This is a genomic window from Luteibacter yeojuensis (assembly GCF_011742875.1).
Classification (GTDB): domain Bacteria; phylum Pseudomonadota; class Gammaproteobacteria; order Xanthomonadales; family Rhodanobacteraceae; genus Luteibacter; species Luteibacter yeojuensis.
This window is the reverse complement of the sequence record NZ_JAAQTL010000001.1, coordinates 3061276-3086810: the sequence shown is the minus strand read 5'-3', so window position 1 is coordinate 3086810 and position 25535 is coordinate 3061276. Positions and strand designations below refer to the sequence as shown.

Sequence of the window (25535 nt, the reverse complement as noted above, 5' to 3'; positions counted from 1 at the left end):
AGGACCACACCATGCGCACACTCAACTTCCTTACCGCGGCGGCCGTCGTGCTGCTCTCCGCCTGTTCGCAGCAGGGTCCGGGCGACACCTCGCCGGCGGCGGCCGCGACCGCCGGCGGTAACGCCGCGTCGGGCACCCCCGTGATCGGCCTCGCGCTGTCCACGCAGAACAATCCGTTCTTCGTCGAACTGAAGGACGGCGCGCAGAAGGCGGCGAAGGACGCCGGCGTGCGGCTCGTGGTCGTCGACGCGCAGGACGATCCCGCCCGGCAGATCTCGAGCGTGGAGGATCTCATCCAGAAGCGCGTGTCGGTGATCCTGCTCAATCCAACCGATTCCTCCGCGCTCGCCGGTGCCGTGCAATCGGCGCAGCGCGCGAACATCCCTGTCGTCACGCTGGACCGTGGCGTCGACGGTGCGGAGGTCGCTTCGCATATCGCCTCGGACAACGTCGCGGGCGGAAAGATGGCGGCCGACTACCTGGACAAGGCACTGGGCGGCAAGGGCAACATCATCGAGCTGCAGGGCGTGGCCGGTACGTCGGCGTCGCGCGAACGCGGCCAGGGCTTCGACGATGCCGTCGCCGCGACCGGCATGAAGATCGTGGCGAAGCAGCCCGCCAACTTCGACCGCGCGCAGGGCCTTTCGGTGAGCGAGAACCTGCTCCAGGGCCACGCCGACGTCCAGGCCATCTTCGCGCAGAACGACGAGATGGCACTCGGCGCGGTGCAGGCGCTTACCGGCAAGAACAAGAAGGTGCTGGTCGTCGGCTTCGACGGCACACCCGACGGCAAGGCCGCGGTGCAGAACGGCAGCATGGCCGCCACGGTGGCGCAGCAGCCGGAAGAAATCGGCAGGCTCGGCGTCGAGACGGCGAAGAAGCTGATCGACAAGCAGCCAGTGGAGAAATCGATCGCTGTGCCGCTCAAACTCCTGACCAAGGAATAGGATCGCCGCCTAATCCTGCGGGGCCGGCGCGATCACCTCGCGCTGGCCGTTGATGCCCATCGGCGAGACCAGGCCGGCCGCTTCCATCGCCTCGACGAGGCGCGCCGCGCGGTTGTAACCGATACGGAACTGGCGCTGCACGAACGAGATCGACGCGCGCCGCGAGCGCAGCACGAACGCGGCGGCCTCGTCGTAAAGAGGATCCAGTTCGGCGTCGATGCCTTCCTCGCCGGGTTCTCCCTCGCCGGCCTCGACGGCGGGGCCGGCGAGAATCTCCTCCTTGTAGTCCGGCTCGCCGAACTGCTTCAGCCACGCGACGATGCGATGCACTTCCTCGTCGGCGACGAAGGCGCCGTGGATACGTTGCGGGTAACCGGTACCCGGGGGCAGGAACAGCATGTCGCCCTGGCCGAGCAGGCTCTCCGCGCCCATCTGGTCGAGGATCGTGCGCGAGTCGATCTTCGACGACACCTGGAACGCCACGCGCGTCGGGATGTTCGCCTTGATGAGACCGGTGATCACGTCCACCGAAGGACGCTGCGTCGCGAGGATGAGGTGGATGCCCGCCGCGCGCGCCTTCTGCGCCAGGCGTGCGATCAGTTCCTCGATCTTCTTTCCCGCGACCATCATGAGGTCGGCCAGCTCGTCGATCACCACGACGATCGTCGGCAGCGTGTCGAGATGCTCCGGTACTTCCGGATGCGCGGGGAACGGGTTGAACAACGGCCTTCCGGCGGCACGTGCCTCGCGCACCTTCTGGTTGTAGCCGGCCAGGTTGCGCACGCGCAGGTCTGACATCAGCTTGTAGCGGTTCTCCATTTCCGCCACGCACCAGTTCAGCGCGTTGGCGGCGAGCTTCATGTCGGTGACCACCGGCGCCAGCAGGTGCGGAATGCCTTCGTAAACCGAAAGCTCCAGCATCTTCGGGTCGATCATGATCATGCGCACGTCTTCGGGCGTGGCTTTGTAGAGCATGGACAGGATCATCGCGTTGACCGCGACCGACTTGCCCGATCCCGTGGTACCGGCGACGAGCATGTGCGGCGCTTTCGCGAGGTCGGCCACGACCGGTTCGCCCGTGATGCCCTTGCCCATGGCGAGCGTCAGCTGCGAATCGGAACCACGATATTCGGCCGAGTCGAGGATTTCCGACAACGCGATCATCTGCCGCTGTTCGTTGGGCAGCTCGAGACCCATGCAGGTCTTGCCGGGTATCGTCTCGACGACGCGGATGGAGGTGCGGCCGAGGCCGCGCGCGAGGTCCTTCATCAGTGCGACGATCTGGTTGCCGCGCACGCCTACCGCGGGCTCGACTTCGTAGCGCGTGATCACGGGACCGGCCGATGCGCCCACCACCTGCACCGGCACCTTGAACTCGCGCAGGCGCTGCTCGATCAGTTCACCCGTCTCCGCCAGCTCGGCATCGGATATCGACATGACGTCGCGCCGCGCCGCGGCCAGCAGCGAGAGCGGAGGCAGGCTCACGGCCTCCGGACGGCTCGCCCGCAACGACGTCGGCGGCGTGGGCGTCTCGGCGGGACGCGGGGGCTCCGCCACCGATTCGTCGTTCGCCGCGATGGCGAATCGCGACACCGCTCGCGGCGGCGCCGGACCGGCGGGAACGGTTGTCATTGTGGGAGCCGCTTCAGCGGCGATGGGTGCTTGCGACAGGTTTGCCCGCTGCCGAGGGATCGCCGGCGCAGCCGGTTCCCACAGGGTCTCGTGAGCTATGGGGGCATCGCTTTGTAGAGGAGCCGGCTCCGACGGCAAATCGAGGCCGGTTCCTGTCTCGGGCGCGGACGATGCCATCGCCCGCGGCGCCAGCCACGGCTCGCGAATGACGGTATCCGGCCGCGCGCGATGACGCGGCGGCACGGGCGTGGCCACGGACGGCCGCATGGCCGGTTCGGGCGATTCGGCACGGCCAGGCGTGGCACGCGTCGGCATCGCCTGCGCGGACGCGGGTCGTTTCGTCTCGGACTTCGCCCGCCGGCGAGCGGTCGGGCGATCGGCACGCCGGACGGCCGAGGCGGCGCGCCGGCCGCTGGCGCGTGCGGCCGAACGCGAAAACAGCCGGCGCGTTCCCTCGATGGCGAGCGCGCCGACCGGTTCGAGCAAGGCATTGGTCCGGATGAGGAACGACGACCAGGGCACGCCGAGATACCACGGCAACGCGATCGCCAGGACGGCGCCGCCAAGCAAGGCCGTCACCGCACCTCCCGGAAAGCTGGCGAACATCGTCGCCAGCGCACGGCATACGGCGCCGCCCACCGAGGGATCGTCGGTGTAGTGCGAAACCACGAGGCCTTCGAGCGTCGAACTCGCCAGCAGCACCAGGACGAAGCCGGCCCAGAACCGTATGGCACCGGGTCCGACCGTGGGCGGCCGTCTGCGCCGAACGAGCGCTGCAACGAATCGCCAGAGCAGGGGAAGCAACCAGAGGGTGGACAGCCCGAAGGCGCCGAACACGAATGCGAGCATGCCGAACCGTGAGAACCTAACCAGTTCGCTAGTTTAGCGCGCATTCGTACGACGCCAACCGGAAAGGCACGGTAACTCCCTGTCGGCGCACGGAAGCCTCGCCGACAGGGTTGGGCACCGCTCAGGCGCGGTAGCGCGGCGCCACGTCCTTGCGCGACAGGTTCGGCGCCATCGCGAGGCGCGCGGCGTCGTACGCCTTGAACTGGCCTTCGTCCGCAAGTGGCGGGATGGTGACGACTTCGCCGCGGTCGTAACCGACGAGTGCGGCATCGACCAGGTCGGCCGTGTCCATGACCATGCCGGGCATGAGGGTGTCCACGTCCTTGCCCGACTTCTCCCAGATCTCCGAGCGGGTGGCGCCCGGCAGCACCGCCTGCGCCCGCACCTTCGTGCCTTGCAGCTTCGACGCGAGGCCGAGGGTGATATTGAGCAGGTGCGCCTTGGTGCCGCTGTACAGACCGTCCATCATCTCCGGCACGAAGGCCAGCACGGAGGCGATGTTGACAATGCCGCCGCGGTCGCGGGCCACGAACGCCTTGGCCGCTGCCGCCGCGAGGAGGGTCGGGGCAAGCGTGTTCACCGTGATGAGCTTCTCGATCTGCGCGCTGCCGTTCTCGAGGATGCTGCCTTCCAGCGAGATACCGGCGTTGTTGATCAACAGGGTGATCGCCTCGTCCTCCGCGAGCCGGCGCTCGACGGCCGCGATGCCGGCGCGATCGCCAAGGTCGGCCTGGAGGACTTCCGCCTTGCGGCCGGTGCGCTCGGCGATCTTCCGGGCCAGGGCTTCGAGGCGGTCGAGACGGCGGGCGACCAGGACCAGGTCGTAGCCGCGGTCGGCCAGACGTTCGGCATAGACTTCGCCGATGCCTGAAGAAGCGCCTGTAATCAGTGCCTTACCTTTGTTCTGGGTGTTCATGTATGTCGACTCCGCATGGTTGATTGCAAAATGATAGTTACTGCGTTGCCATACGATAGCGACGTCGCTATCATAAATGGACACCGACAAACTTTCTTCAGGCACCTGCGCGATCTCCCGGGGCCTGGCCCACGTGGGCGACGCCTGGAGCGCGCTGATCCTCCGCGACGCGAGCCTGGGCATGACCCAGTTCGACCAGTTCAGAACCAGCCTCGGCATCGCGCCGAACATCCTGTCGCGCCGATTGAAATCCCTGACCGAGGCGGGTGTCTTGGAGAAGCGCCGCTACAGCGAACGGCCGCCCCGCGACGAATACGTGCTGACCCAGGCGGGTCGCGATTTCCTTCCGATCCTGGCCGCGATGGGGGAATGGGGCCGCCGTTACAACGGGGGCGGCCGGGCGCTGTCCCGGCTGGTCGACAGCGAGACGGGCGCGCCCATCCATGCCGTGGTCGTGGACGGCAGGACGGGCAGGCCCCTCGATCGGATGGCGTTGCGGCTGGAGATGCCGGACTGACCTCAGGCGGGCATCGTCGCCATGTCGATCACGAAGCGGTAGCGCACGTCGTTCTTCACCAGGCGCTTGTACGTCTCGTTGATCGAGGCCATGTCCACCACCTCGATGTCCGACACGATGCCGTGCTCGGCGCAGAAATCCATCATCTCCTGCGTTTCCGCCATGCCGCCGATCGCCGAGCCGGCGATGGTGCGGCGGGGCAGCATCAGGGCGCCGCCGATCATGCCGTCGATCGGGGTCAGCACACCGACCAGCACCATGGTGCCGTCGAGCTTCAACAGGTTGATGTACGGATTCAGGTCGTGCGACACGGGCACCGTGTTGAGCAGGAAGTCGAAGCTGGATGCCGCCGCCTTCATCGCGTCCGCATCGGTGGAGAGCAGGACAGTGTCGGCACCCAGGCGCTTCGCGTCGGCGCCCTTGGAGGCCGACGTGGTGATCATGGTGACGTGCGCGCCCATCGCCTTGGCGAACTTCACGCCCATGTGGCCGAGACCGCCGAGGCCGACGACGCCCACCTTCTGTCCCGGGCCGACCTTCCAATGCCGCAACGGCGAATACGTGGTGATGCCGGCGCACAGGAGCGGAGCGGTGGCCTTGAGGTCGAGCTTCTCGGAGATCTTCACCGTGAAGCGTTCCTGCACCACGATGTCCGTGGAGTAGCCGCCGTAGGTCGGCGTGGTCTTGTCCTGCTCGGTGCCGTTGTAGGTGAAGCTGGTATGGGTGAGGCAGTACTGCTCGAGGTCGCGCTTGCACGACTCGCACTCGCGACACGAGTCGACCATGCAGCCGACGCCGGCATAGTCGCCCACCTTGAACTTCGTCACGCCTGGGCCGACGGCCTTCACGCGGCCGACGATCTCGTGGCCGGGAACCATCGGGAAGATGCCCGGACCCCAGTCGTCCTGGGCCTGGTGCAGGTCGGAGTGGCAGATGCCGCTGTAGAGGATTTCGATATGCACATCGTTCGGGCCGACATCGCGACGCGGCACCTTGAAGGGGACGAGGGGCGCGTTGGCCTGGGGAGCGGCGAATCCGCGGACTTCGAACATGGGGGTCATCCTCTTCGTAAGGGGGTGGAGCGGTAGCCGCTAACGATAAGGGCTCAACAATTCTTCGCGCCAACGGGGATTACGCGACGAATCGTTGAGTTATCCTTGACAATCATGCGTCCGGACAACCTTTCCCACCTCGCCGCCTTCGCCGCCGTGGCTCGCCATGCGAGCTTCCGCAAGGCAGGTGCCGAGCTGACCCTCACGACCTCGGCCATCAGCTATGCGATCCGGAACCTGGAGGAGCGCCTTGGCGTGGTGCTGTTCCATCGGACCACGCGCAGTGTCTCGCTGACCGAGGCGGGACAGCGGCTGCTCGAACGGCTGGCGCCCGCGCTCCTCGACGTGGGCGAAGCGCTGGAGGAAATGAACAACTTCCGCGCCGCGCCGGCGGGCACCCTCCGCGTCAACATGCCTCGGGTGACGGCCCAGCTGCTGCTGCCCGGCCTGCTGCCCCGCTTCCTGGCGCGCTATCCGGACATCCATTTCGAGGCGGTCGACAACGACGGCCTCATCGACATCGTCGCCCTTGGTTTCGACGCCGGCATCCGCTTCCTCGAGCAGGTGCCCGAGGACATGATCGCCGTGCCGATGGGCGGCGAGCAGCGGGGCGCCTGCGTGGCATCGCCCGAATACATCGCGAAACACGGCATGCCGACGCATCCGAACGACCTCTTCCAACACGATTGCATCCGCTTTCGCTTCCCCAGCGGGCGCCTCTACAAGTGGGAGTTCGAGCAGGGTGCGACGAAGCTGGAACTGGACGTGCGCGGACGCGTGACCTTCGGGGACTTGCGTCTCGCCCTCGATGCCGCCCTGGCCGGTATCGGCTTCACCCTTGTCCTGGACGAGCAGGTGACCGCACTGGTGGCCGAAGGACGACTGCGGCGGGTCCTCGAGGACTGGTGTCCGCCGTATCCGGGTTTCATGCTGTATTACCCGCGCCAGCGGCGCGTCACCTCGGCCTTGCGAGCCTTCATCGAGTTCATCCGGGAAGAACGGTAACGGCGCGGTGGGAGCGGCGGCGACCGGGCGGCTGGTCCCGGCGCGCGCCCTTGCGTATCCTAAGCCGATGTTGCGGCGCACCACGGCGCCGCGCTCCATCGTCCCGAGCCTTCAATGACCTCCTCCGCACCCGCCCCCCGTACGGGCACGCCGCCTGTTCGCACCCCTCATGTCGGCCTGGTGATCCTGGCCCTCGCCGTTGGCGGTTTCGCCATCGGTACCACCGAATTCGCCTCGATGAGCATGTTGCCCCTGTTCGCCCAGGGCCTGGGCATCGATGCGCCTACCGCCGGCCACGTCATCAGTGCCTACGCGCTGGGCGTGGTGGTCGGTGCGCCGATCATGACGGTGCTCGGAGCGCGTGTGCCGCGCCGCCGCCTGCTGCTGATCCTCATGGCGATGTTCACGCTGTTCAACGGCCTGACCGGATTGTCGCCCAGCTATCACTGGATGCTGGCGTTCCGCTTCCTCGCGGGTCTTCCGCATGGCGCTTACTTCGGGGTCGCGGCGCTGGTCGCCTCCTCGCTGGTGCCGGCGAACCGGCGCACGCGCGCCGTCGGCCAGATGTTCCTCGGCCTGACCATCGCCACGGTGGTCGGTGTGCCGTTGGCGAGCTGGCTGGGCCAGGCGGTCGGCTGGCGCTGGGCTTTCGCGCTGGTCGCGCTGCTCGGCATCGCGACGATGTCCGCCGTGGCCGCGTTCGCTCCGGAAGTGCGCGCCGACGACCATGCGAGTCCGCTGCGCGAACTCCGCGCGCTGAAGCGGCCGCAGGTCTGGCTCACCCTCGGCATCGGGGCGATCGGCTTCGGCGGCTTGTTCGCGGTGTACACCTACCTGGCGGACATTCTCCTCACCGTTACCCGGATGCCGCTGCATAGCGTGCCGTGGGTCATCGGCGTCTTCGGCATCGGCCTTACCGCGGGCAACATGATCGTGCCGGTGTTCGCGGATCGCGCGCTCATGCGCACGGCGGGCGTCCTGCTGGTGTGGAGCATAGTGACGCTGGGCATCCTGCCGTTCACTGCCGGCAACGTCTGGACGCTGGGGCTGAACGTATTCCTCATCGGTATCGGCGGTGCGCTGGCGACCGTGCTGCAAACGCGGCTGATGGACGTGGCGGGCGATGCGCAGGGCCTGGCCGCGTCGCTCAATCACTCGGCGTTCAACACGGCGAATGCGCTGGGGCCTTTCCTCGGAGGTCTGGCCATCGCGCACGGCTACGGATGGACGTCTCCGGGCTGGGTCGGAAGCCTTCTCGCGGTATGCGGTCTCGCCATCTGGGCGATGTCGGTCACGGCCGAACGCCGTGACGACGAGGTCGCCGCCGAACCTTGCTGACCGTGGACGATGCGGTTCGCTACCCGGGTGTGGGTCACACCCTGCGGGAGGATGCACGCGCGGTGACGCACTGAGATTCTTCGGAATGAGAAAACATGTGATGTGTGCCACGCTTTTCCGACACCGGTCGCCGGACGGACAGGCGAACGGTTGAGGGAAGACACTTCACAGGAATGAAAGATGACATTGTTCGATAAGCGCACGAAGCGCTTGCCCACCCGGACCCGGGTGCATGGCGCCATGGTTTCGCTTCTCTTCCTTCCGGCAGCAGGCCATGCGGAGACAAACAGGCCGCATGAAGGCTGGTACGGCTCGGTATTCGGCGGTGTCGGCGGCGGAGCCAGCCAGGATGCACGGCAAAGCGGCAGGGCTCACCTTCGCGGCGACCATGCCCTGCCCGGATTCAAGGACTTCGACCTGGTCGTCGACGGCAGGGGCCGTGCCAGGCAAGGGCGCAGCGGTCTGCTCGGTGTCCATATCGGATACCGGTTCGCCCGAAGGGATTCCGGCATCGTTCCCGCCGTCGAACTGGAAGGCATGCATGTTTCGTCGAGGCAGACGGCCCATCTGCGCAATCCTCTCGCCTCAGGCGTGGCCAATATCGGTTCCGACGCAAGCCAGGCGGAACGCGAGGATCCGACCTCCGTCGTCAAGGATAAATTCGGCCCCGGGGAGCATCGTTTTTCGAACCGGATGCACACGGACGTCCGCACGGCGATGCTGAATCTCGTGCTCGCCTACGAGACCGGCGGATTCGTGGAACCCTACCTCGGTCTGGGCATCGGCGTGGCGAAGCTCGATGCCGGCCGCGCCGTTTCATACCAGACCCATCCATCGGGACCGATCGAACTGACCCCGGATACCGGCGAGAAGGTGAACCATTTCAATTCGAGGAACCGCGCCAGCGACATCGCGCTGGCATGGCAGGCGAAGGCAGGGCTTCGCGCACGGATGACCCGACACGTTTCCGCATTCGTCGAGTATCGGATGGTTCGCACCGGGCCGGCCGATTTCACCTTCGGCAGCACACGCTACGCCGGGCATGCGCCCACCGACCACTGGCGCGTGAAGCACGGACCGATGCGAACGCATTCGGGGGTGCTGGGCGTGCAGTACGCCCTCTGACCTTCGCGCTCCTACTTGCCTATGCAGAACGAACCGAAGATGGCACCCAGCAGATCGTCGGACGAATAGCTGCCGGTGATCTCTCCCAGCGCCTGCTGGGCGTGGCGTAACTCTTCGGCGGCGAGTTCGCCCGCATGGACGTCGTGCAACGCGACAGCCGTGCGGGCGAGATGGTCGCGCACGGTCTCGAGCGCCAGCACATGGCGACGGCGGGCACTGAACGCGCCCTCACCCGCGCCCGCGGTAGCGAGATCGCGAAGGATCGCACGCAGATCGTCGATACCTTCGCCTGTGCGAGCGGACAGCCAGAGCGTTTCATGGTTGTCACGCTGCGCCCGACGGGCCTTTGTCCGGGCGAGATCGATCTTGTTGATGACGACCAGGCGGGTCGCGTGCACCGGTGTGCCTTCGAAGAAGGCGAGGTCGTCGGTTGCGTGGGCTTCTTCGGTGACGAGGAGGGCGACGTCGCAGCGCTCGAGCTGGGCGCGTGCGCGCCGGATGCCTTCGCGTTCGACGATGTCCTCGGACTCGCGCAGGCCTGCCGTATCCGCCAGTTCGAGCGTGGCGCCGTCGATCGTCACCGATTCGCGCAACACGTCGCGCGTGGTGCCGGGAATGTCGGTGACGATGGCGCGTTCCTGTCCCGCCAATGCATTCAGCAGACTGGACTTGCCCGCGTTGGGCCGCCCGACGATCGCCACGGCGACGCCGTCGTTCAGGCGGACGCCGCGGCGGGTTTCTATCAGCAGGGCATCGAGGTTCGCGCGCAGCGCGGCGAGGTTCGCGCCGATGACGGGGTCGGCGAGGAAGTCGATCTCTTCCTCGGGAAAATCGATGGCCGCTTCGATATGCACACGAAGCGCGATCAGTTCGGCGAGCAGCGCATCGACGCGCGCGGAGAACACGCCCTCCATCGAACGCAACGCGGCACGCGCACCGGCTTCGGACGTGGCCGCGACGACGTCGGCCACCGCTTCCGCCTGCGCGAGATCGAGCTTGCCGTTGAGGAACGCCCGTTCGGTGAATTCCCCGGGACGGGCGAGGCGGGCGCCCAGCGCGACGACGCGTCGAAGCAGGGCGTCCAGCAGCACCGCGCTGCCGTGGCCTTGCAGTTCCAGCACGTGTTCGCCGGTGTAGGACGCCGGACCTGGGAAATAGAGAAGGATGCCCCGGTCGATCAGGTCGCCGTCGCCGTCGCGGAACGCGGCGAAGTGCGCATGTCGCGGCGAAGGCGCGCGACCGAGCATGGCGCGCGCGATCGAAGGAGCCAACGGCCCCGACACGCGCACGGCGCCGACGCCGGCCGCACCCGCGCCGGTGGCGATGGCTGCGATGGTGTCGTCGGCGTGACTCATGAGGCACCTGCTATGGCAAAGCGGCGCGTCTTTCGACGCGCCGCCCGGATGGTCAAGCCGTTCTGGCCTTGATCTCGGCCTTGTCCACGCTACGGTTGATCCACCACTGCTGGAGCAGGCTGGTGGCACCGTTCACCGTCCAGTAGAGCACGAGGCCCGCCGGGAAGAAGGCGAAGAACACGCCGAAGATCAGCGGCATCACCTTCATCATCTTGGCCTGGGTCGGATCCATGCCCGCGGTGGGCATCATGCGCTGGGTGAGCAGCGTGACCAGGAAGTAGAGCACCGGCAGGACGTAGAGCGGATCCGGCGCGGAAAGATCGTGGATCCAGCCGAAGAACGGCGCCTGGCGCAGTTCGATCGACTCCGACAGCACGCGGAGCAGGCCGATGAAGATGGGGAAGGTGATGAGGATGGGCAGGCAACCCGCCATCGGGTTCACCTTCTCCTTCTTGTACAGCTCCATCATGGCCTGCTGCATCTTCATGCGATCGTCGCCGTAACGCTCCTTGAGCGCGGCGACGCGCGGCTGCAGCTTGCGCATGCGCGCGCCGGAGCGGAACTGCGCATCCGTGAGCTTGAACAGCGCGGCCTTGATGAGCAGCACGAGCAGGATGATGGCCACGCCCCAGTTGCCGCTGATCGCGTGCAGCTTCGACAGCAGCCAGTGCAGCGGCTGGGCGATGATCGTCAGCCAGCCGTAGTTGCTGGTGAGTTCGAGGCCCGGCGCGATGACGTCGAGCGTGCCTTGCAGCTTCGGGCCGACGTAGAGGCGCGCGACACTGTCGGCGGATTGGCCCGGGGCGACCTGGATGGCCGGACCGAACGCGCGCACGAGGTAGCGCGGCGTGGCCGAGTTCGGATCGACGATCGTGCTGCTGTAGGTCACGTTCTGGTCGGCCGGCGGAATCCAGGCGACGAAGAAGTAGTGCTGCAGCATGCTGATCCAGCCACCGGTGATCTGGTGGTTCAGCGGCTTCTTGGCGAAGTCGAGGAACGACAGCGATTCGAACTTGTTCTCGGGGCTGTACCACGCGGCGCCGAAGAAGCTGTGCTGGGCCGGGTCCGTATAGGCCTTGAACCAGTTGGCCTTCGGCGCGGGCACGCGCTGCAGCTGGTGGTAGGCGTTACCGGTCCAGGCCGCGCTAGAGCCGTTCTCGATACGCTGGTCGAGGTCGACCACGTAATCGGTGCGCTTGAGCGTGTAGCGCTTCACCACCTTCACGCCGGACGCATCGGTCCAGGTCAGGTCGAGGCTCACCGACTTCTGGCCGTCGGCCAGCGTGGCTTCCTTCTTCTCGGCGTGGAAGAGGGCGCGATGGTCCGGCGCGGCGCCGTTGCTGCTGACGAGGCCGTCCTGCGCGGCGAAGAAGTGTTCCGGCGTGTCGTCGAGCAGGCGTGCCGGCGGCGGGGTCGGATTCGTCTTCGTGGCCGGCTCGTCCGGGTATGCCAGCAACTCGGAGCGCACGATGCTGCCGCCGCGCGTGTCGATCGTCAGGCGGAGCACATCGTTCGACAGCGTGACCTGCTCACCCTTGCCGTCGGTCGGCGCGGCGGCGGTTTCGTTCGGCACGGTCGCGGGTGCCGCGGTACCGGGAACGCTGGCGTCCGCGTTCGCCTTGCCCGCGCCGGCGGCGGCGTCGGTCTGGGCGGCAGGCGTCGGGGCGACAGGATGGGGACCGTAGTCCTTCTCCCATTCCGTCCACAGCAGGTACGCCACGAACATGAGCGCGAAGAAGAGAAGCGTGCGCGTTTGATTCATTGCTTAGGCCAGATCCGAATGGCGCCACGGCCGGCTGGCCGGGAAAGGCGGGAAGGACGGTGGGGTCAACGCGCGATTGTGCCGTCGGCACCCTCAGGCTTCAACGGCCGTATGCGGCGGAACAGGGCGTCGAGCTCGGCCAGGAGCACCGCGCCGGGCTCGCCCACGGCGCTGTCGCGGGCCATGACGAGGATATCGACCGCGGGCAGGGCCGGGCGGGCGCGACGAAACGCCTCACGCGCCAGGCGCTTGATCCGGTTGCGATCGACGGCGCGTTTCGAGCAGCGCTTGGAGATGGCCAGGCCGAGCCGGGCGGTGCCGGCGTCGTTGTTCCCGAAGCGCAAAAGAAAACAGCGGCCGCCGAGGCGACCGCTGACTGTTCGCAAGGCTGCGAAGTCGGCGGCGCGGCGTAGCCGCGCTTCGCGCGGCAAGGCTGCGGCACGCACGACAGGCGAGCCGCTTACGGAATCAGACGCTTGCGACCCTTCGCGCGACGGGCATTGAGGATCTTGCGGCCGTCGGCCGTGGCCATGCGGGCGCGGAAGCCGTGCGTACGTGCACGCTTGAGCTTGCTGGGCTGGAAAGTACGCTTCATGGCGCTACATCCGGATGAAGGTGGAAAAAGGCCAGAAAGTATGCGGGACATTCCGTAAGACTGTCAACCGCTTGGCCGAGCGACGTCGCGGGACGTCGCGGGACGTCCGTGGGTACGGGGGCCCGAGGAGGGGGCGGAACACTGGTAGACTTCCTCGTCCACCCCGCGCGCATGCGCCCCTGCTGTGGCAAGAATACCTGATGAGTGATCTCTGGAGGCGCTGTCTCGAGCGTCTTGAAGGCGAGTTGACGTCCGAGGACGTCCATACCTGGCTGATGCCGTTGCAGGCCAGGGAGGACGGCCACGGTCTGTTCCTCTACGCCCCCAACCCCTATTCGCTGGATACCGTGCGCGATCAGTACCTGGACAAGATCCAGTCGATCGTCGAGCACCTGAGCGGCCGTACCCTGCCCGTGCGCCTGGAAGTCGGCTCGTCGGGCGGCCGGCCGGCGCCCGCCCGACCGGCCTCGTCGACGGCGCCGAGCCCCGCGGCAGCGCCGCGCGCGGCGGAGCCGGTCCACGAACCGCCGCACGTGCACAACCTGGATCCGCACTACACCTTCGAAACCTTCGTCGAAGGCAAGTCGAACCAGCTGGGCAAGGCCGCGGCCATGCAGGTCGCGATGAATCCCGGCCGCGCTTACAACCCGCTGCTCCTTTACGGCGGCACGGGCCTCGGCAAGACGCATCTCATGCATGCCGCCGGCAACATGCTCATGCAGAACAATCCCGGCGCGAAGGTGCTCTACCTTCGCTCGGAACAGTTCGTCAGCGGCATGGTGAAGGCCCTGCAACAGAAGAACATGGACGACTTCAAGCGCCGCTTCCGTTCGGTGGACGCGCTGCTGATCGACGACATCCAGTTCTTCGCCGGCAAGGACACCACGCAGGAAGAGTTCTTCCATACCTTCAACGCGCTGTTCGAGGCGAAGCAGCAGATCATCCTCACCTGCGACCGCTATCCGAAGGAACTCGACAAGCTCGAGCCGCGCCTGAAGTCGCGCCTCGGCTGGGGCCTGTCGGTGGCGATCGAGCCGCCGGATTTCGAGACGCGCGCGGCCATCCTGCTGTCGAAGGCGGCGGAGAAGGAAATGGAAGTCTCCGAGGACGTCGCGATGCTGCTGGCCAAGCGCATCCGTTCCAACGTGCGCGACCTCGAGGGCGCGCTCAATACGCTAGCGGCGCGCGCCAACTTCTACCGCAAGCCGATCACCACGGATTTCGCGGAGGAAACCCTGCGCGACCTGCTCAACACGCATGCGCAGGCCGTGACGGTGCCGAACATCCAGAAGACGGTGGCCGACTACTACCAGGTACGCCTGTCCGACCTGCTCTCCAAGCGCCGCGTGCGCTCGCTGGCGCGCCCCCGTCAGGTGGCCATGGCCCTGTCCAAGGAACTGACCGAGCACAGCCTGCCGGAGATCGGGGAGGCGTTCGGGGGCCGCGACCATACGACGGTGCTGCATGCCTGCCGCACGATCCGCGGTTTCTGCGAGAAGGACGTACGCATGCGCCAGGACTGGGAGCAGCTCATACGTATCTTGACGGGCTGAGAAGCTGTGGATAATAGGTGGATGGACGGAGGACGGTTTCGACGCCTGAAGTTATCCACAAGGCACCCACACGAAACCGCGTGTTCAAGCCAGTCGATATCCAAGAACAAGTCCTTGAAACATATTTGTTTTTCAGGCTTTTCAAGATATCCACCGGCCCAACAACTACCACCAATAAAATCTTAAAAACTTAAAAGCAGGAGTAGGGGACGCATGCAATTCAGCATCCAGAGGGAAGTACTGCTCAAACCCCTGCAGCAGGTGGTGGGCGTCGTGGAACGCCGCCAGACGCTGCCCGTGCTGGCCAACCTTCTGGTTCGCGCCTCCGGTAGCGAGGTGTCGTTCACCGGCACCGACCTCGAGGTCGAGATGATTGCCACCACTGCCGCCGACGGCGTGCAGGAAGGCGAAATCACGATTCCGGCGCGCAAGCTGTTCGACATCGTTCGTGCATTGCCCGATGGCGCGAAGATCGACATCAAGTTGAACGGCGAGCGCATCGCGCTGAACGCCGGCCGCAGCCGCTTCACCCTGGCCACGTTGCCGTCCAGCGAATTCCCGATCATCGACGAGATCGAACTGGTCGAACGCGTGACGCTTCCCGAGGAAGTGCTGCGCGATCTGATGGACCGCACGGCCTTCGCCATGGCGAACCAGGACGTTCGCTACTACTTGAACGGCATGCTGCTGGACCTCCAGGAGCACACGCTGCGCTGCGTAGCCACCGACGGGCACCGCCTGGCACTCAAGGAAACCAAGCTCGAAAGCTCCGTTTCCACCCGCCGCCAGATCATCATTCCGCGCAAGGGCGTGAACGAGCTGATCGGCCTGTTCGAGTCCGGCGAGGGCTCGGTGGAGCTGGAGTTCGGCCGGAACCACCTGCGCGTGCGTCGCGGCGGCGTGGTGTTCACGTCGAAGCTGATCGACGGCCGCTTCCCGGACTACGAGGCGGTGATTCCGCTTGGCGCCGACAAGACCGCGACGATCGAGCGCGACGTGCTTCGCAGCGCCCTGCAGCGCGCGGCGATCCTCTCGAACGAAAAGTACCGCGGCGTGAAGCTGGAACTGAGCCCCGGTCGCATCAAGATCGTGGCGCACAACCCGGAGCAGGAAGAAGCGCAGGAAGAGGTGGAAGCCGAGACGGCGGTCGACGACCTGGCTGTAGGCTTCAACGTCGGGTATCTCCTCGACGCCCTGGGCGCCCTGCGTGGTGACAAGGTCCGCATCAATCTGCGCGACGCCCAGTCCAGCTGCCTTCTCCAGGAAGAGGGGAACGACGAGGCCCGTCACGTGGTGATGCCGCTTCGTCTCTGACCCTTGCAGGAGCGGACTTGTCCGCGCCGGCCTTTCGCGCCAGTCTTAGGGCTTGCGCGGCACGAACGGCAGGCACCGCTCCACTGCATTGCGATGTTCGGCTTTCGACGCCGGGGATGTCTTGGACACCCCGGCGTCGTCCGTTTTGGATGGGATGAAGGCTGGTATGAAGTTCGAGTCGCTCCGGATCTCTGGATTGCGTTGCCTGGACGGCGTGTCCTTGACGCCTTCCGCCGGTATCAACGTATTCGTCGGTCCGAACGGCGCAGGCAAGACCAGTGTGCTGGAGGCGGCCTATCTGCTTTCCCATGGCCGGTCGTTCCGCGCGGGCTCCCGCGATGTGCTGCTGAAGCGGGGCGCCAGCGCGTTGTCGGTCTTCGCCGAGGTCAGGCATGCCGACGGCAGCCTTCGTCGACTGGGGTTGGGCCGGGAGGGCAGCCGCTGGCAGGCGAGGGTGGACGGAGACGCCGCGGCGTCGCTTGGCGCCCTGGTGCAGGAATGCGCCGTGGTCTGCTTCGAGCCGGGGTCGCATGACCTGATCGCCGGTGCGTCGGACGAGCGCCGCCGTTACCTCGATTGGGGTTTGTTCCACGTGGAACATGCCTTTGTATCCCAGTGGCGCCGCTACCAGCGCGCCCTCAAGCAAAGGAACACCCTGCTGCGCGCGGGCGGGAGCCCGGACCCGGCATGGCTGGCGCCTTGGGAGGCGGAACTGGCCTTGGCGGGTGAAAGCATCACCGCTTTTCGGCGCCGCTACCTCGAGAGGCTTCTGACCCACATCCAGGGATTCATGGTGAACGTCCTGCCGGAACTGGGAGGGTTCAACATCAAATACCGTCCGGGGTGGGATGAGACCGCCGATCTGGCCTCTACCCTCGCCGAGCGCAGGCAGCGCGACCTGGCGAGGGGCCATACGACCGTCGGGCCGCACCGGGCCGACTTTTCGGTCGCTTTCGAGCATGCGCCGCTCCGCGAGCACCTGTCCCGTGGACAGGAGAAGCTGTGCGCCCTTGCCTGCTTGTTGGGACAGGCATCTCTCCACGCCGAAATCCGCGGCGAATGGCCTGTGGTCTGCCTCGACGACCTTGCATCCGAGCTTGATCGTACCCATCAAGAGTGGGTTGTCGCGCAACTTTTGGGGCGCGATGCGCAGGTTTTCGTGACGGGCACCGAGATCCCGTCCGCCCTCACCGAGCAGCCGGTCACTTTGTTCCACGTGGAACAGGGTGCCGTCACGGCTTTGCTATAATCGACCGACTGTCCCGAGGCCTTTCCGCGCCGCCTCGGAGCCGCTTTCTGGCGCCATTACCGGGCATCGCATGAACGAACCTCTCGATCCGACGACGAACTCGACAGCCTACGACTCCGGCAGCATCAAAGTCCTCAAGGGACTCGATGCCGTCCGCAAGCGCCCTGGCATGTACATCGGTGATACCGACGACGGCACGGGCCTGCACCACATGGTGTTCGAGGTCGTGGACAACGCCATCGACGAGGCTCTCGCCGGCTACTGCGACTACGTCAAGGTCACCATCCATCAGGACGGTTCGGTCGGCGTGGACGATAACGGTCGCGGCATTCCGGTGGATATCCACCCGGAAGAGGGCAAGTCCACGGCCGAAGTGGTCATGACCGTGCTCCACGCCGGCGGCAAGTTCGACGCCAACTCCTACAAGGTTTCCGGCGGCCTCCACGGCGTGGGTGTGTCCGTCGTGAACGCCCTCAGCGAGAAGCTGTGGCTGACGATCTGGCGCGACGGCAAGGAATATCGCCAGGAATACTCCCACGGCGAACCGCTGGCCCCCATCCGGGCCGTGGGCGACGCCACCCGTCGCGGCACGCTGGTTCGCTTCCTGCCCAGCCCGGCCACCTTCACCAACAACATCGAGTTCCATTACGACATCCTGGCGAAGCGCCTGCGCGAGCTGGCCTTTCTCAACTCCGGCGTCACCATCGAGCTGGTGGACGAGCGGAACGATCGCCGGGACGTCTTTGCCTACGAGGGCGGCATCAAGTCCTTCGTGCAGCACCTGGCCCAGCTGAAGACCGCGTTGCATCCCAACGTCATCAGCTTCAGCTCGTTCTCCGAAGGCATCACCGTGGAAGTGGCGATGCAGTGGACGGACGCGTACCAGGAAACGATGTTCTGCTTCACCAACAACATCCCGCAGCGCGACGGCGGTACCCACCTCACGGGTTTCCGTGCGGCGCTTACCCGCACCCTGCAGAACTACATCGAGAAGGAAGGCCTGGCCAAGAACGCCAAGGTCGGCCTGTCCGGCGACGACATGCGCGAAGGCCTGATCGCCGTCCTCTCGGTGAAGGTGCCCGATCCGAAGTTCTCCTCGCAGACCAAGGACAAGCTGGTTTCCAGCGAGGTGAAGACGGCGGTGGAGCAGGTCGTCAACGACAAGCTCGCCGAGTTCCTCCTGGAACACCCGGCCGAGAGCAAGGCCATCGCTTCCAAGGCCGTGGACGCCGCGCGCGCGCGCGAAGCGGCCCGCAAGGCCCGCGAGATGACCCGTCGCAAGGGCGCGCTGGACATCGCCGGCCTGCCGGGCAAGCTGGCCGATTGCCAGGAAAAGGATCCCGCGCTGTCCGAACTGTTCCTGGTCGAGGGCGACTCCGCCGGCGGTTCCGCGAAGCAGGGCCGCAACCGCCGTACCCAGGCCGTGCTGCCGTTGAAGGGCAAGATCCTCAACGTGGAGAAGGCCCGCTTCGACAAGATGATTTCCTCCGCCGAGGTCGGCACGCTGATCACCGCGCTTGGCACGGGCATCGGCAAGGAGGAGTACAACCCGGACAAGCTGCGCTACCACCGCATCATCATCATGACCGACGCGGACGTGGACGGCTCGCACATCCGCACGCTGCTGCTCACCTTCTTCTACCGCCAGATGCCCGAGCTCATCGAGCGCGGCCACGTCTACATCGGCCTGCCGCCGCTGTACAAGGTGAAGCAGGGCAAGCAGGAGATGTACATCAAGGACGACAACGTACTGAACGAGTACCTGATCGCCAGTGCCGTGGACAACGCGACGCTCACGCCGGAAGAGGGCGCGCCCGCCATCGACGGCGTGGCGCTCGAGAAGCTGCTCCGCGATTACCAGGTCGCGCTCGACCAGATCCAGCGCCTCAGCCATCGCTTCGACGTCGCCGTGCTCACGGCCATGATCGAGCACGCGCCGCTGGAAGACGGCCATTGGACCGACGCCGCACGCATGCAGGTCTGGCTCGACGGCATCGCTTCGCGTCTGAGCGCCAGCGGCCTCGGCAAGCCGACGTACGCGCTGCGGTTCCGTGCGGCTCTTAACGAGCAGGGTGCGGCGATCGAAGTCGAGCGGATGCAGCACGGCCTCAGCCATACCTGGATCATGCCGCAGGCCTTCTTTGGCGGCACCGAGTTCCGCGCCATCCAGGCCATCGCCCAGCAGCTCGCCAAGCTGGGCCTTCAGCCCGGCGCGGTGGTTCGTCGCGGCAACGGCTCGCGCGGCGTGCTCTCGTTCGCCGACGTGCGCCACTGGCTGCTCGAGGAAGCGAAGAAGGGGCGCACCATCCAGCGCTTCAAGGGCCTGGGCGAAATGAACCCGGAACAGCTGTGGGAGACCACGGTGAACCCGGAAACCCGGCGCATGCTGCAGGTGGGCATCGAGGACGCCGTCGCGGCGGACCAGATGTTCTCGATGCTGATGGGCGAGGCGGTGGAACCACGTCGCGACTTCATCGAATCGAACGCGCTGAAGGTCGCCAATCTGGACATCTGATTCGCACATAAAAGCACGCGCGACATCCCAAACGCCCGGTCGAAATCCCGACCAGGCGTTTTTTTTGAGCTGCATCACAGTTGACGGGAAGGGGGATAAAAAAGGCGTTTTCAAGGCAACCTTTTACCCATAAACCGGTAAGCGCCAACATTCTTCTAACAAGTCATTGTTTTGACTCTCCTTTTTTCTTGCACTGCGACTTGTTCTTAGGAATCGAATCGGGTTAACCTCTGTAGTCCCCCGGAGTGCTGCCCAGTAGGCCGACTCCTACACACCGAGGTCATTCAATGAAACAGGGTTCCCTCAGCAAGTTGGCGCTCGCCACGGCGATCGCACTTTCCCTCGTAAGCGGTGCGGTGGTCGCTCGCGACACCAAGCCCCAGGAAAAGAAAGAAGCGCTGTATCCGAACGCCACGCGTACGGAACCCAAGCTCGACCTCAAGAGCGAGAAAGACCAGAAGGCCATCAACGAGGGCCTCGACGCCGCGAACAACGGCGAGAAGGACAAGGCGCTGCAAATCCTGCAGCCGCTCGCCGACGGCTCGGCTACCAGCAGCAAGTACGCCCAGGCGCTGGCCCTGCAGGGCATCGCGAACCTCAAGTACAACGACGGCGACGTCAAGGGCGCCATCACCACGCTGAAGCAGGCGCTCGACATCGGCGTGATGCCGAACGACACCTACTTCCAGCTGAAGTACATGTACACGCAGTTCCTCGTGGCCGACGAACAGTACGCGCAGGCCCTGCAGTCGCTGCAGGAATGGCGTAACGAAGGCAAGAAGGAAACCGCGGATTCCTACGGCCTCGAAGGCAACATCGATTACCGTCTCGAGAAGTATCCGGAAGCGATCGCCGCGATCACCAAGGCCAAGTCCATGCCGGACGCGAAGCCGCAGGGTTCGTGGGACCAGATCCTCGCCGCCAGCTATGCCGAGACCGGCCAGGGCGACAAGGCTGCCGAACTCGCTGCCGCCGAACTGGCGAAGAACCCGAACGATCCCACCGCGCTGAACAACGCCGCCTCGGCGCTGATCCAGGCGCAGAAGTACCCCGATGCCATCAAGCTGATGGAGCAGGGTCGCGCCGCGGGCGCGTTCAAGGACGAAAAGCAGTACGTGAACCTCGCGAAGGTCTACCTGATCGATGGCCAGGAACATGGCGATCGCCAGGAAGCCAATGCCTCGAAGGCGGCCGCGGTGCTCGACGACGGCATGGCGAAGGGCGTGGTGAAGCCCAGCGCCGAGGTCTACAAGCTCCAGGGCGACGCCGCCCTCACGGGTGGCAACGAAGCCGCCGCGCTGGCCGCGTACCAGAAGGCCGCGCCGCTCGCGAAGGACGGGGAGATCACGCTGAGCGTCGCGCGTCTCCAGCTCGCCAAGAATCAATACGCCGCCGCCGAAAAGTCGGCGACGGATGCCATCAGCAAGGGCGTGCAGCATAAGGGCCAGGCCTATATGGTGCGCGCGGAAGCCAAGCGTGGTCAGAAGAACAAGCAGGGTGCCATCGCGGACATGAAGCTCGCGGCCCAGGACCCTGAAACGTCTGCCAAGGCCAACGCCTGGTTGAAAACCGCAGGTACCGGCAAGTAAGCGCTTGTAAAGACCCGGAAGGGGGGGTTATGGATCGTCATAAATCCTCCCTTCAGGTGCTATACAAACGCCATATGCTGGTGTAACTTGCTTACCTTTCCGCTTGCAGAAACCTGCGTTTTCGGCAATGTCAAGCCGCCGAACGCCGGAAGAGCAGTGCGGGCTCACTTCCGCTTGATTAGCTCTTGATAGTGACTGATGGCCTCAAGTAACGAATCAACCGGCCAAGCGCCGTTCAGTTGGGGGCGCACCAGTGCGTTGGCAGTAGCCATCGCGCTGCACTCGTTCGCTTTCCTGCTGCTGGTCGCGCCCATGGCGCCGCCCAAGACGCAGGAAAAGCAGAAAGAGAAGGTCGTGCAGGTCGATTTCATCGAACCGCCGCCGCCGCCCCCGCCTCCTCCGCCGCCGCCGCCGGAACCCCCGAAGCAGCCGCCGCCGAAAATCATCCAGCAGGTGAAGCCGCCGCCGACACCGCCGCCGCCGGCTCCGCCGCCGCCGGCTGTCGAAGAGGCGAGCACGAATGCCGTTCCGGCCCCGCCGCCGGCGCCTCCCGCGCCGCCTGCACCGCCGGCCGACATCGCGCCTAGCGAGAATCTGTCGTACCGTCAGCGCAACCCGCCAAGGTATCCGCCGCAGGCGATCCGTCAGCGGCATGAAGGTACGGTGGTACTTCTGGTCCTCGTTGGTGTCGACGGTTCGCCGAAGGACATCAAGGTCGACCAGTCGAGCGGTTTCCGCGAACTGGACAAGGCAGCGCAGGATGCGGCAAGGAACTGGCGATTCAACCCGGGCAAGCGAGGCGGTCAGGCCGTCGAAGGCTATGCACGTGTCCCCGTTACGTTCAACCTAAACCAGCTGTAAGTCCTCACACTTACATCTCTGTTCACGCTTGACTTCCCAAGGGTAGCGTTATGTTGCAAGACACCTCCGCTCAGCCTGCTAATCCAGGTCAAAACTCCAATGCCGACGCCCTCAAGCAGATGGGCTTCGACCACCTGATCCACAACTTCGACTTCCTCGGTTGGATTGTGTTCGTGGTGCTGGTCGCGATGTCCGTACTCTCGTGGTACTTCATCGTCGCCAACTTCATCCGTAACAGCCTCGTGCGTTCGCGCGCCGACAAGGTCATCCAGGGCTTCTGGAACACCTCGTCGACGCAGGAAGCCATCCGTATGCTCGAAGAGCAGCCGAAGGGCGAACCGTTCTCGAAGATCGCTCTCGACGCCGCTTCGGCCGTCGCTCACCACCAGCAGGCTGCTGGCGGTCGCCTCGCCGAGACGCTGTCGCGTTCGGAATTCATCGATCGCGCCCTGCGCCAGGCCGTCGCTCGCGAGAGCCTGCGTCTGGAAGGCGGCCTGACCCTGCTCGCCACGGTCGGTTCGTCGGCTCCGTTCATCGGTCTTCTCGGTACGGTGTGGGGTATCTACCACGCGCTGATCGGTATCGCCGCTTCGGGCTCCGCTTCGATGGATAAGGTCGCCGGCCCCGTCGGTGAGGCGCTGATCATGACCGCGTTCGGTCTGTTCACCGCCATTCCGGCCGTGCTCGCGTACAACTTCTTCATGCGTTCGAACCGCCTGACCTACGCCCAGTTCGACGAATTCGCGCACGACCTGCACGACTTCTTCGCCACGGGCGCCCGCGTCGAGGGCACCGGTCCGGCTGCCGTCGCCAAGAAGTAAGAGGAACTGACCCATGGCTATGAGCAGCGGGGGCAACTCCGGTGGTCCGATGTCGGAAATCAACGTCACGCCGCTCGTCGACGTGATGCTGGTTCTGCTGATCATCTTCATGATCACGGCGCCGCTGATGTCCCATAAGGTCCAGATCGATCTGCCGAAGGCTAATCCGAACGTTAAGGATGACACCCCGGTCGAACCGATGGATCTCGCGGTCAAGCCGGACGGTACGTACTTCCTCAATGACGGCGAAGTCACTGAGGCTGAACTGAAGGCCCAGTTCGCGGTTGCGGCGGCGAAGTCGCCGCAGCCGGAACTCCAGATCCGTGCGGACCGCACCACCGAATACAAGGTGGTCAAGAAGATCCTTGGCGACGCCAAGGAAGCGGGCATGGTCCACGTCGGCTTCATGTCGACCGGCAAGGAGTAACGAACATGGCATTCAGCTCAGGCAACTCCGGTGGCCCGATGTCGGACATCAACGTCACGCCGCTCGTCGACGTGATGCTGGTGCTCCTGATCATCTTCATGATCACGGCTCCGATGCTGTCGCATAAGATCAAGATCGATCTTCCGCAGCCGAACCCGAACATCGTCAATCCAGAGAATCCGCCGGATCCCGTCCGGCTGCAGATCCGCCAGGATGGCTCGCTGTATTGGAACGACACACCGGTCGACGAACTGGGCCTCCGTGCCCAGATCGCGGTGATCGCCCAACAGTCGAACCAGCCGGAACTGCAGATCGACGCGGATGATGCGGTTCAGTACGAGGTCGTGGCACGCGTGCTTTCCGACGCTAAGGGCCAGGGCCTGACCAAGATCGGTTTCGTCAACGCGCAATAACCGATCGGTTGTCCGGTAGCACCGAAAACCCCGCCGTGAGGCGGGGTTTTTTTATGTTGGGAAGAGCCGTGGCCGGCTTGTCGCGAAAACCGGATGCCTCATCGCCCGGGCGAGCGGCGGCCTCGCCACGCCCCCCACCGCACTACGAAAGGATATCGAGGTAAGCCCGGACCGTATTGCCGAGTCCCTGGTAAAGCGCCTCGCAGATCAAGGCGTGACCGATCGACACCTCGGCAAGCCCCGGAATCGCGGATTTGAACGTTCCAAGATTCGCCTGGCTCAGGTCGTGTCCCGCGTTCACCGCCAGGCCCGCGCGTTGCGCCCGCGTCGCGGTATCGGAGAAGACCTTCAGTTCCCGGCGTGCGTCGCCATCGTGGAACGCCTTGGCATAGGGCCCGGTATAGAGTTCGATCCGATCGATACCGATGGCCTTTGCCGCTTCGAAGCCTTCGCCGCCGGCGTCGACGAAAACGCTCACGCGGCAGCCCAGGTCGCGGAACGCCGCAACCACAGGCCTCAGCATGTCGATGTCGGTAGTGAGGTCGAAGCCGTGATCCGAGGTGATCTGCCCGTCGCTGTCGGGTACCAGGGTGACCTGGGTGGGCCGCACCTCGCGGGCGAGCTCGAATAATCCCGGGTACGCCCCGCGGGCGCCCGCGAACGGGTTGCCCTCGATGTTGTATTCCACGCGCCCGCGCAACAGCCCGGCCAGCGTGCGGACATCGTCCGGCGTCACGTGCCGCATGTCGGGGCGAGGGTGCACGGTGAGTCCGCCACATCCCGCATCGATGCAACAGTTGGCGGCGGTGGCGATATCCGGCTCGGTGCCGCCACGCGAATTGCGCAGCACGGCGATCTTGTTGAGGTTAACGCTGAGTAGGGTCATCGACGGTCCATAAAAAAACGCACGCCGCAAAGCGCAGCGTGCGCAACGACTGTCGTCCCAGCATAACTCGCCACGTCCCTGTGGCGCACTCCACGGTCACTCACACACAAGGAGTAAGACACACCTCGTGGCTGAAAGGTTCAAAGCGGAAATGTGAAGACGCGAAGCGCGCGCTTCTCACCGCGCCACGCGACGGCGGATACCAGGCCTTCGTCGAGCGCCAACGGCCGCACCTGCCATTCCGCCGCCGCGCCTACGTCGCCCTCGAACACTTCGGGCACCGCGCCCTCCTCGTTCAGGCTGAACGACACGCGGTGCAATCCGTAGGAAAGACCGCCGCCATGGGCCTTCAGCACGGCTTCCTTCGCAGTCCACAGGGTAAGGAAGCCGTGCAGACGGGCGGCTTCGGGAAGCGCCCGGAGACGTGCCGTCTCAGGAGGCGCGAAGAATCGTTGCGACAGTTCCAGGGCTCGCGCCCGCGGCCGCACGGTTTCCACATCGACGCCGACCTCGAAGCCGGCCGGACCGCGGCCGAGGGCCAGCAAGGCCACGTCGCCGCTATGCGACCAGTTGAAGCCCAGCGTGTCGTGCGGCGCCGCGAAATGCGGTTTGCCGTGCTCGCCGCGCTCGACCGGCACCGTTTCGTCGCCGAGGTAGCGGCGCAGAATGCCGGCGAACGCCTGCTCGCCGGCACCTCCGGCCCAGCGGCAGCGCCAGATGTGGATTTCGTCCTGCTCCAGGAAGGGAACGCTCGATATCGCTTGAATCATCTGGCCGATCCTACCCTGTGGGAGCCCGGCTGTGCCGGCGATCC

Annotated in this window: 22 protein-coding genes and 1 pseudogene; 14 read left to right on the top strand and 9 right to left on the bottom strand. The window is 65.4% G+C overall.

Translation table 11 applies throughout. From position 1 onward, the window contains the following. Nucleotides 1–11: 11 nt before the first annotated feature. Complete coding sequence (gene rbsB, locus HBF32_RS13965) at nt 12–947, top strand: ribose ABC transporter substrate-binding protein RbsB (protein ID WP_166700208.1); 936 nt, start codon at nt 12–14, stop codon at nt 945–947. A gap of 9 nt (nt 948–956) precedes the next feature. Here rbsB and HBF32_RS13960 read toward each other — a convergent pair. Both HBF32_RS13960 and HBF32_RS13955 read right to left on the bottom strand, forming a co-directional pair. Beyond that, nucleotides 957–3410 (bottom strand): annotated as a pseudogene (locus HBF32_RS13960) (FtsK/SpoIIIE family DNA translocase); the annotation flags it as partial. Nucleotides 3411–3549: 139 nt separating this feature from the next. Then, nucleotides 3550–4344: an SDR family NAD(P)-dependent oxidoreductase gene (locus HBF32_RS13955; RefSeq protein ID WP_166700206.1), complete on the bottom strand. Its 795-nt coding sequence runs from the start codon at nt 4342–4344 to the stop codon at nt 3550–3552. Between the two features lie 76 nt (nt 4345–4420). Between HBF32_RS13955 and HBF32_RS13950 the strand changes: the two genes are divergently transcribed. Further along, on the top strand, nt 4421–4861 hold the full coding sequence (locus HBF32_RS13950; RefSeq protein ID WP_166700205.1) for a winged helix-turn-helix transcriptional regulator: 441 nt from the start codon (nt 4421–4423) through the stop codon (nt 4859–4861). A gap of 2 nt (nt 4862–4863) precedes the next feature. On the opposite strand, the gene HBF32_RS13945 is transcribed toward HBF32_RS13950, so the two are convergent. Further along, entirely contained in the window at nt 4864–5913 is a 1050-nt protein-coding gene (locus tag HBF32_RS13945; protein ID WP_166700204.1) for an NAD(P)-dependent alcohol dehydrogenase, read from the bottom strand. 114 nt (nt 5914–6027) lie between these two features. Here HBF32_RS13945 and HBF32_RS13940 point away from each other — a divergent pair, with 114 nt between their 5' ends. From HBF32_RS13940 to HBF32_RS13930, 3 genes are all read left to right on the top strand, one after another. Next, complete coding sequence (locus tag HBF32_RS13940) at nt 6028–6918, top strand: LysR family transcriptional regulator (RefSeq protein WP_166700561.1); 891 nt, start codon at nt 6028–6030, stop codon at nt 6916–6918. A 114-nt stretch (nt 6919–7032) separates the two neighbouring features. Then, a complete protein-coding gene (locus tag HBF32_RS13935) occupies nt 7033–8256 on the top strand; it encodes an MFS transporter (RefSeq protein ID WP_166700203.1) in 1224 nt (407 codons plus the stop codon). A gap of 180 nt (nt 8257–8436) precedes the next feature. Next, on the top strand, nt 8437–9381 hold the full coding sequence (locus HBF32_RS13930) for an outer membrane protein (RefSeq protein WP_166700202.1): 945 nt from the start codon (nt 8437–8439) through the stop codon (nt 9379–9381). An 11-nt stretch (nt 9382–9392) separates the two neighbouring features. On the opposite strand, the gene mnmE is transcribed toward HBF32_RS13930, so the two are convergent. From mnmE to rpmH, 4 genes are all read right to left on the bottom strand, one after another. Further along, nucleotides 9393–10736 carry a tRNA uridine-5-carboxymethylaminomethyl(34) synthesis GTPase MnmE gene (mnmE, locus tag HBF32_RS13925; RefSeq protein WP_166700201.1) on the bottom strand — a complete coding sequence of 448 codons (1344 nt, stop codon included), beginning with the start codon at nt 10734–10736 and terminating at the stop codon, nt 9393–9395. A gap of 52 nt (nt 10737–10788) precedes the next feature. Then, nucleotides 10789–12498, bottom strand: a complete 1710-nt coding sequence (yidC, locus tag HBF32_RS13920) for a membrane protein insertase YidC (RefSeq protein WP_166700200.1) — start codon at nt 12496–12498, stop codon at nt 10789–10791. A gap of 65 nt (nt 12499–12563) precedes the next feature. Then, on the bottom strand, nt 12564–12944 hold the full coding sequence (gene rnpA, locus HBF32_RS13915) for a ribonuclease P protein component (RefSeq protein ID WP_166700199.1): 381 nt from the start codon (nt 12942–12944) through the stop codon (nt 12564–12566). 14 nt (nt 12945–12958) lie between these two features. Then, nucleotides 12959–13093 (bottom strand): 50S ribosomal protein L34, encoded by a 135-nt coding sequence (gene rpmH, locus HBF32_RS13910; protein ID WP_008211413.1) that lies wholly within the window; start codon nt 13091–13093, stop codon nt 12959–12961. A gap of 200 nt (nt 13094–13293) precedes the next feature. On the opposite strand from rpmH, the gene dnaA reads away from it, so the two are divergent. The 9 genes from dnaA (at nt 13294) to HBF32_RS13865 (ending at nt 23835) form a co-directional block, all read left to right on the top strand. After that, nucleotides 13294–14646 (top strand): chromosomal replication initiator protein DnaA, encoded by a 1353-nt coding sequence (dnaA, locus tag HBF32_RS13905; protein ID WP_166700198.1) that lies wholly within the window; start codon nt 13294–13296, stop codon nt 14644–14646. Between the two features lie 213 nt (nt 14647–14859). Further along, nucleotides 14860–15960 carry a DNA polymerase III subunit beta gene (gene dnaN / locus HBF32_RS13900; protein ID WP_166700197.1) on the top strand — a complete coding sequence of 367 codons (1101 nt, stop codon included), beginning with the start codon at nt 14860–14862 and terminating at the stop codon, nt 15958–15960. 166 nt (nt 15961–16126) lie between these two features. After that, complete coding sequence (gene recF, locus HBF32_RS13895) at nt 16127–17209, top strand: DNA replication/repair protein RecF (protein WP_166700196.1); 1083 nt, start codon at nt 16127–16129, stop codon at nt 17207–17209. 70 nt (nt 17210–17279) lie between these two features. Further along, complete coding sequence (gene gyrB / locus HBF32_RS13890) at nt 17280–19724, top strand: DNA topoisomerase (ATP-hydrolyzing) subunit B (RefSeq protein ID WP_166700195.1); 2445 nt, start codon at nt 17280–17282, stop codon at nt 19722–19724. Nucleotides 19725–20011: 287 nt separating this feature from the next. After that, complete coding sequence (locus tag HBF32_RS13885; RefSeq protein WP_193570369.1) at nt 20012–21313, top strand: tetratricopeptide repeat protein; 1302 nt, start codon at nt 20012–20014, stop codon at nt 21311–21313. Between the two features lie 258 nt (nt 21314–21571). Next, nucleotides 21572–22174 (top strand): energy transducer TonB, encoded by a 603-nt coding sequence (locus HBF32_RS13880; RefSeq protein ID WP_208382039.1) that lies wholly within the window; start codon nt 21572–21574, stop codon nt 22172–22174. A gap of 50 nt (nt 22175–22224) precedes the next feature. Next, nucleotides 22225–22995, top strand: coding sequence for a MotA/TolQ/ExbB proton channel family protein (locus tag HBF32_RS13875; RefSeq protein ID WP_166700193.1), 771 nt, complete (start codon nt 22225–22227; stop codon nt 22993–22995). Between the two features lie 13 nt (nt 22996–23008). After that, on the top strand, nt 23009–23422 hold the full coding sequence (locus HBF32_RS13870; RefSeq protein ID WP_166700192.1) for an ExbD/TolR family protein: 414 nt from the start codon (nt 23009–23011) through the stop codon (nt 23420–23422). 5 nt (nt 23423–23427) lie between these two features. Next, nucleotides 23428–23835, top strand: a complete 408-nt coding sequence (locus tag HBF32_RS13865) for an ExbD/TolR family protein (RefSeq protein WP_072323403.1) — start codon at nt 23428–23430, stop codon at nt 23833–23835. A gap of 142 nt (nt 23836–23977) precedes the next feature. On the opposite strand, the gene HBF32_RS13860 is transcribed toward HBF32_RS13865, so the two are convergent. Then, a complete protein-coding gene (locus tag HBF32_RS13860; protein WP_166700191.1) occupies nt 23978–24721 on the bottom strand; it encodes a pyridoxine 5'-phosphate synthase in 744 nt (247 codons plus the stop codon). A 140-nt stretch (nt 24722–24861) separates the two neighbouring features. After that, complete coding sequence (locus HBF32_RS13855; RefSeq protein WP_166700190.1) at nt 24862–25491, bottom strand: 4'-phosphopantetheinyl transferase family protein; 630 nt, start codon at nt 25489–25491, stop codon at nt 24862–24864. Between the last annotated feature and the right edge of the window lie 44 nt (nt 25492–25535).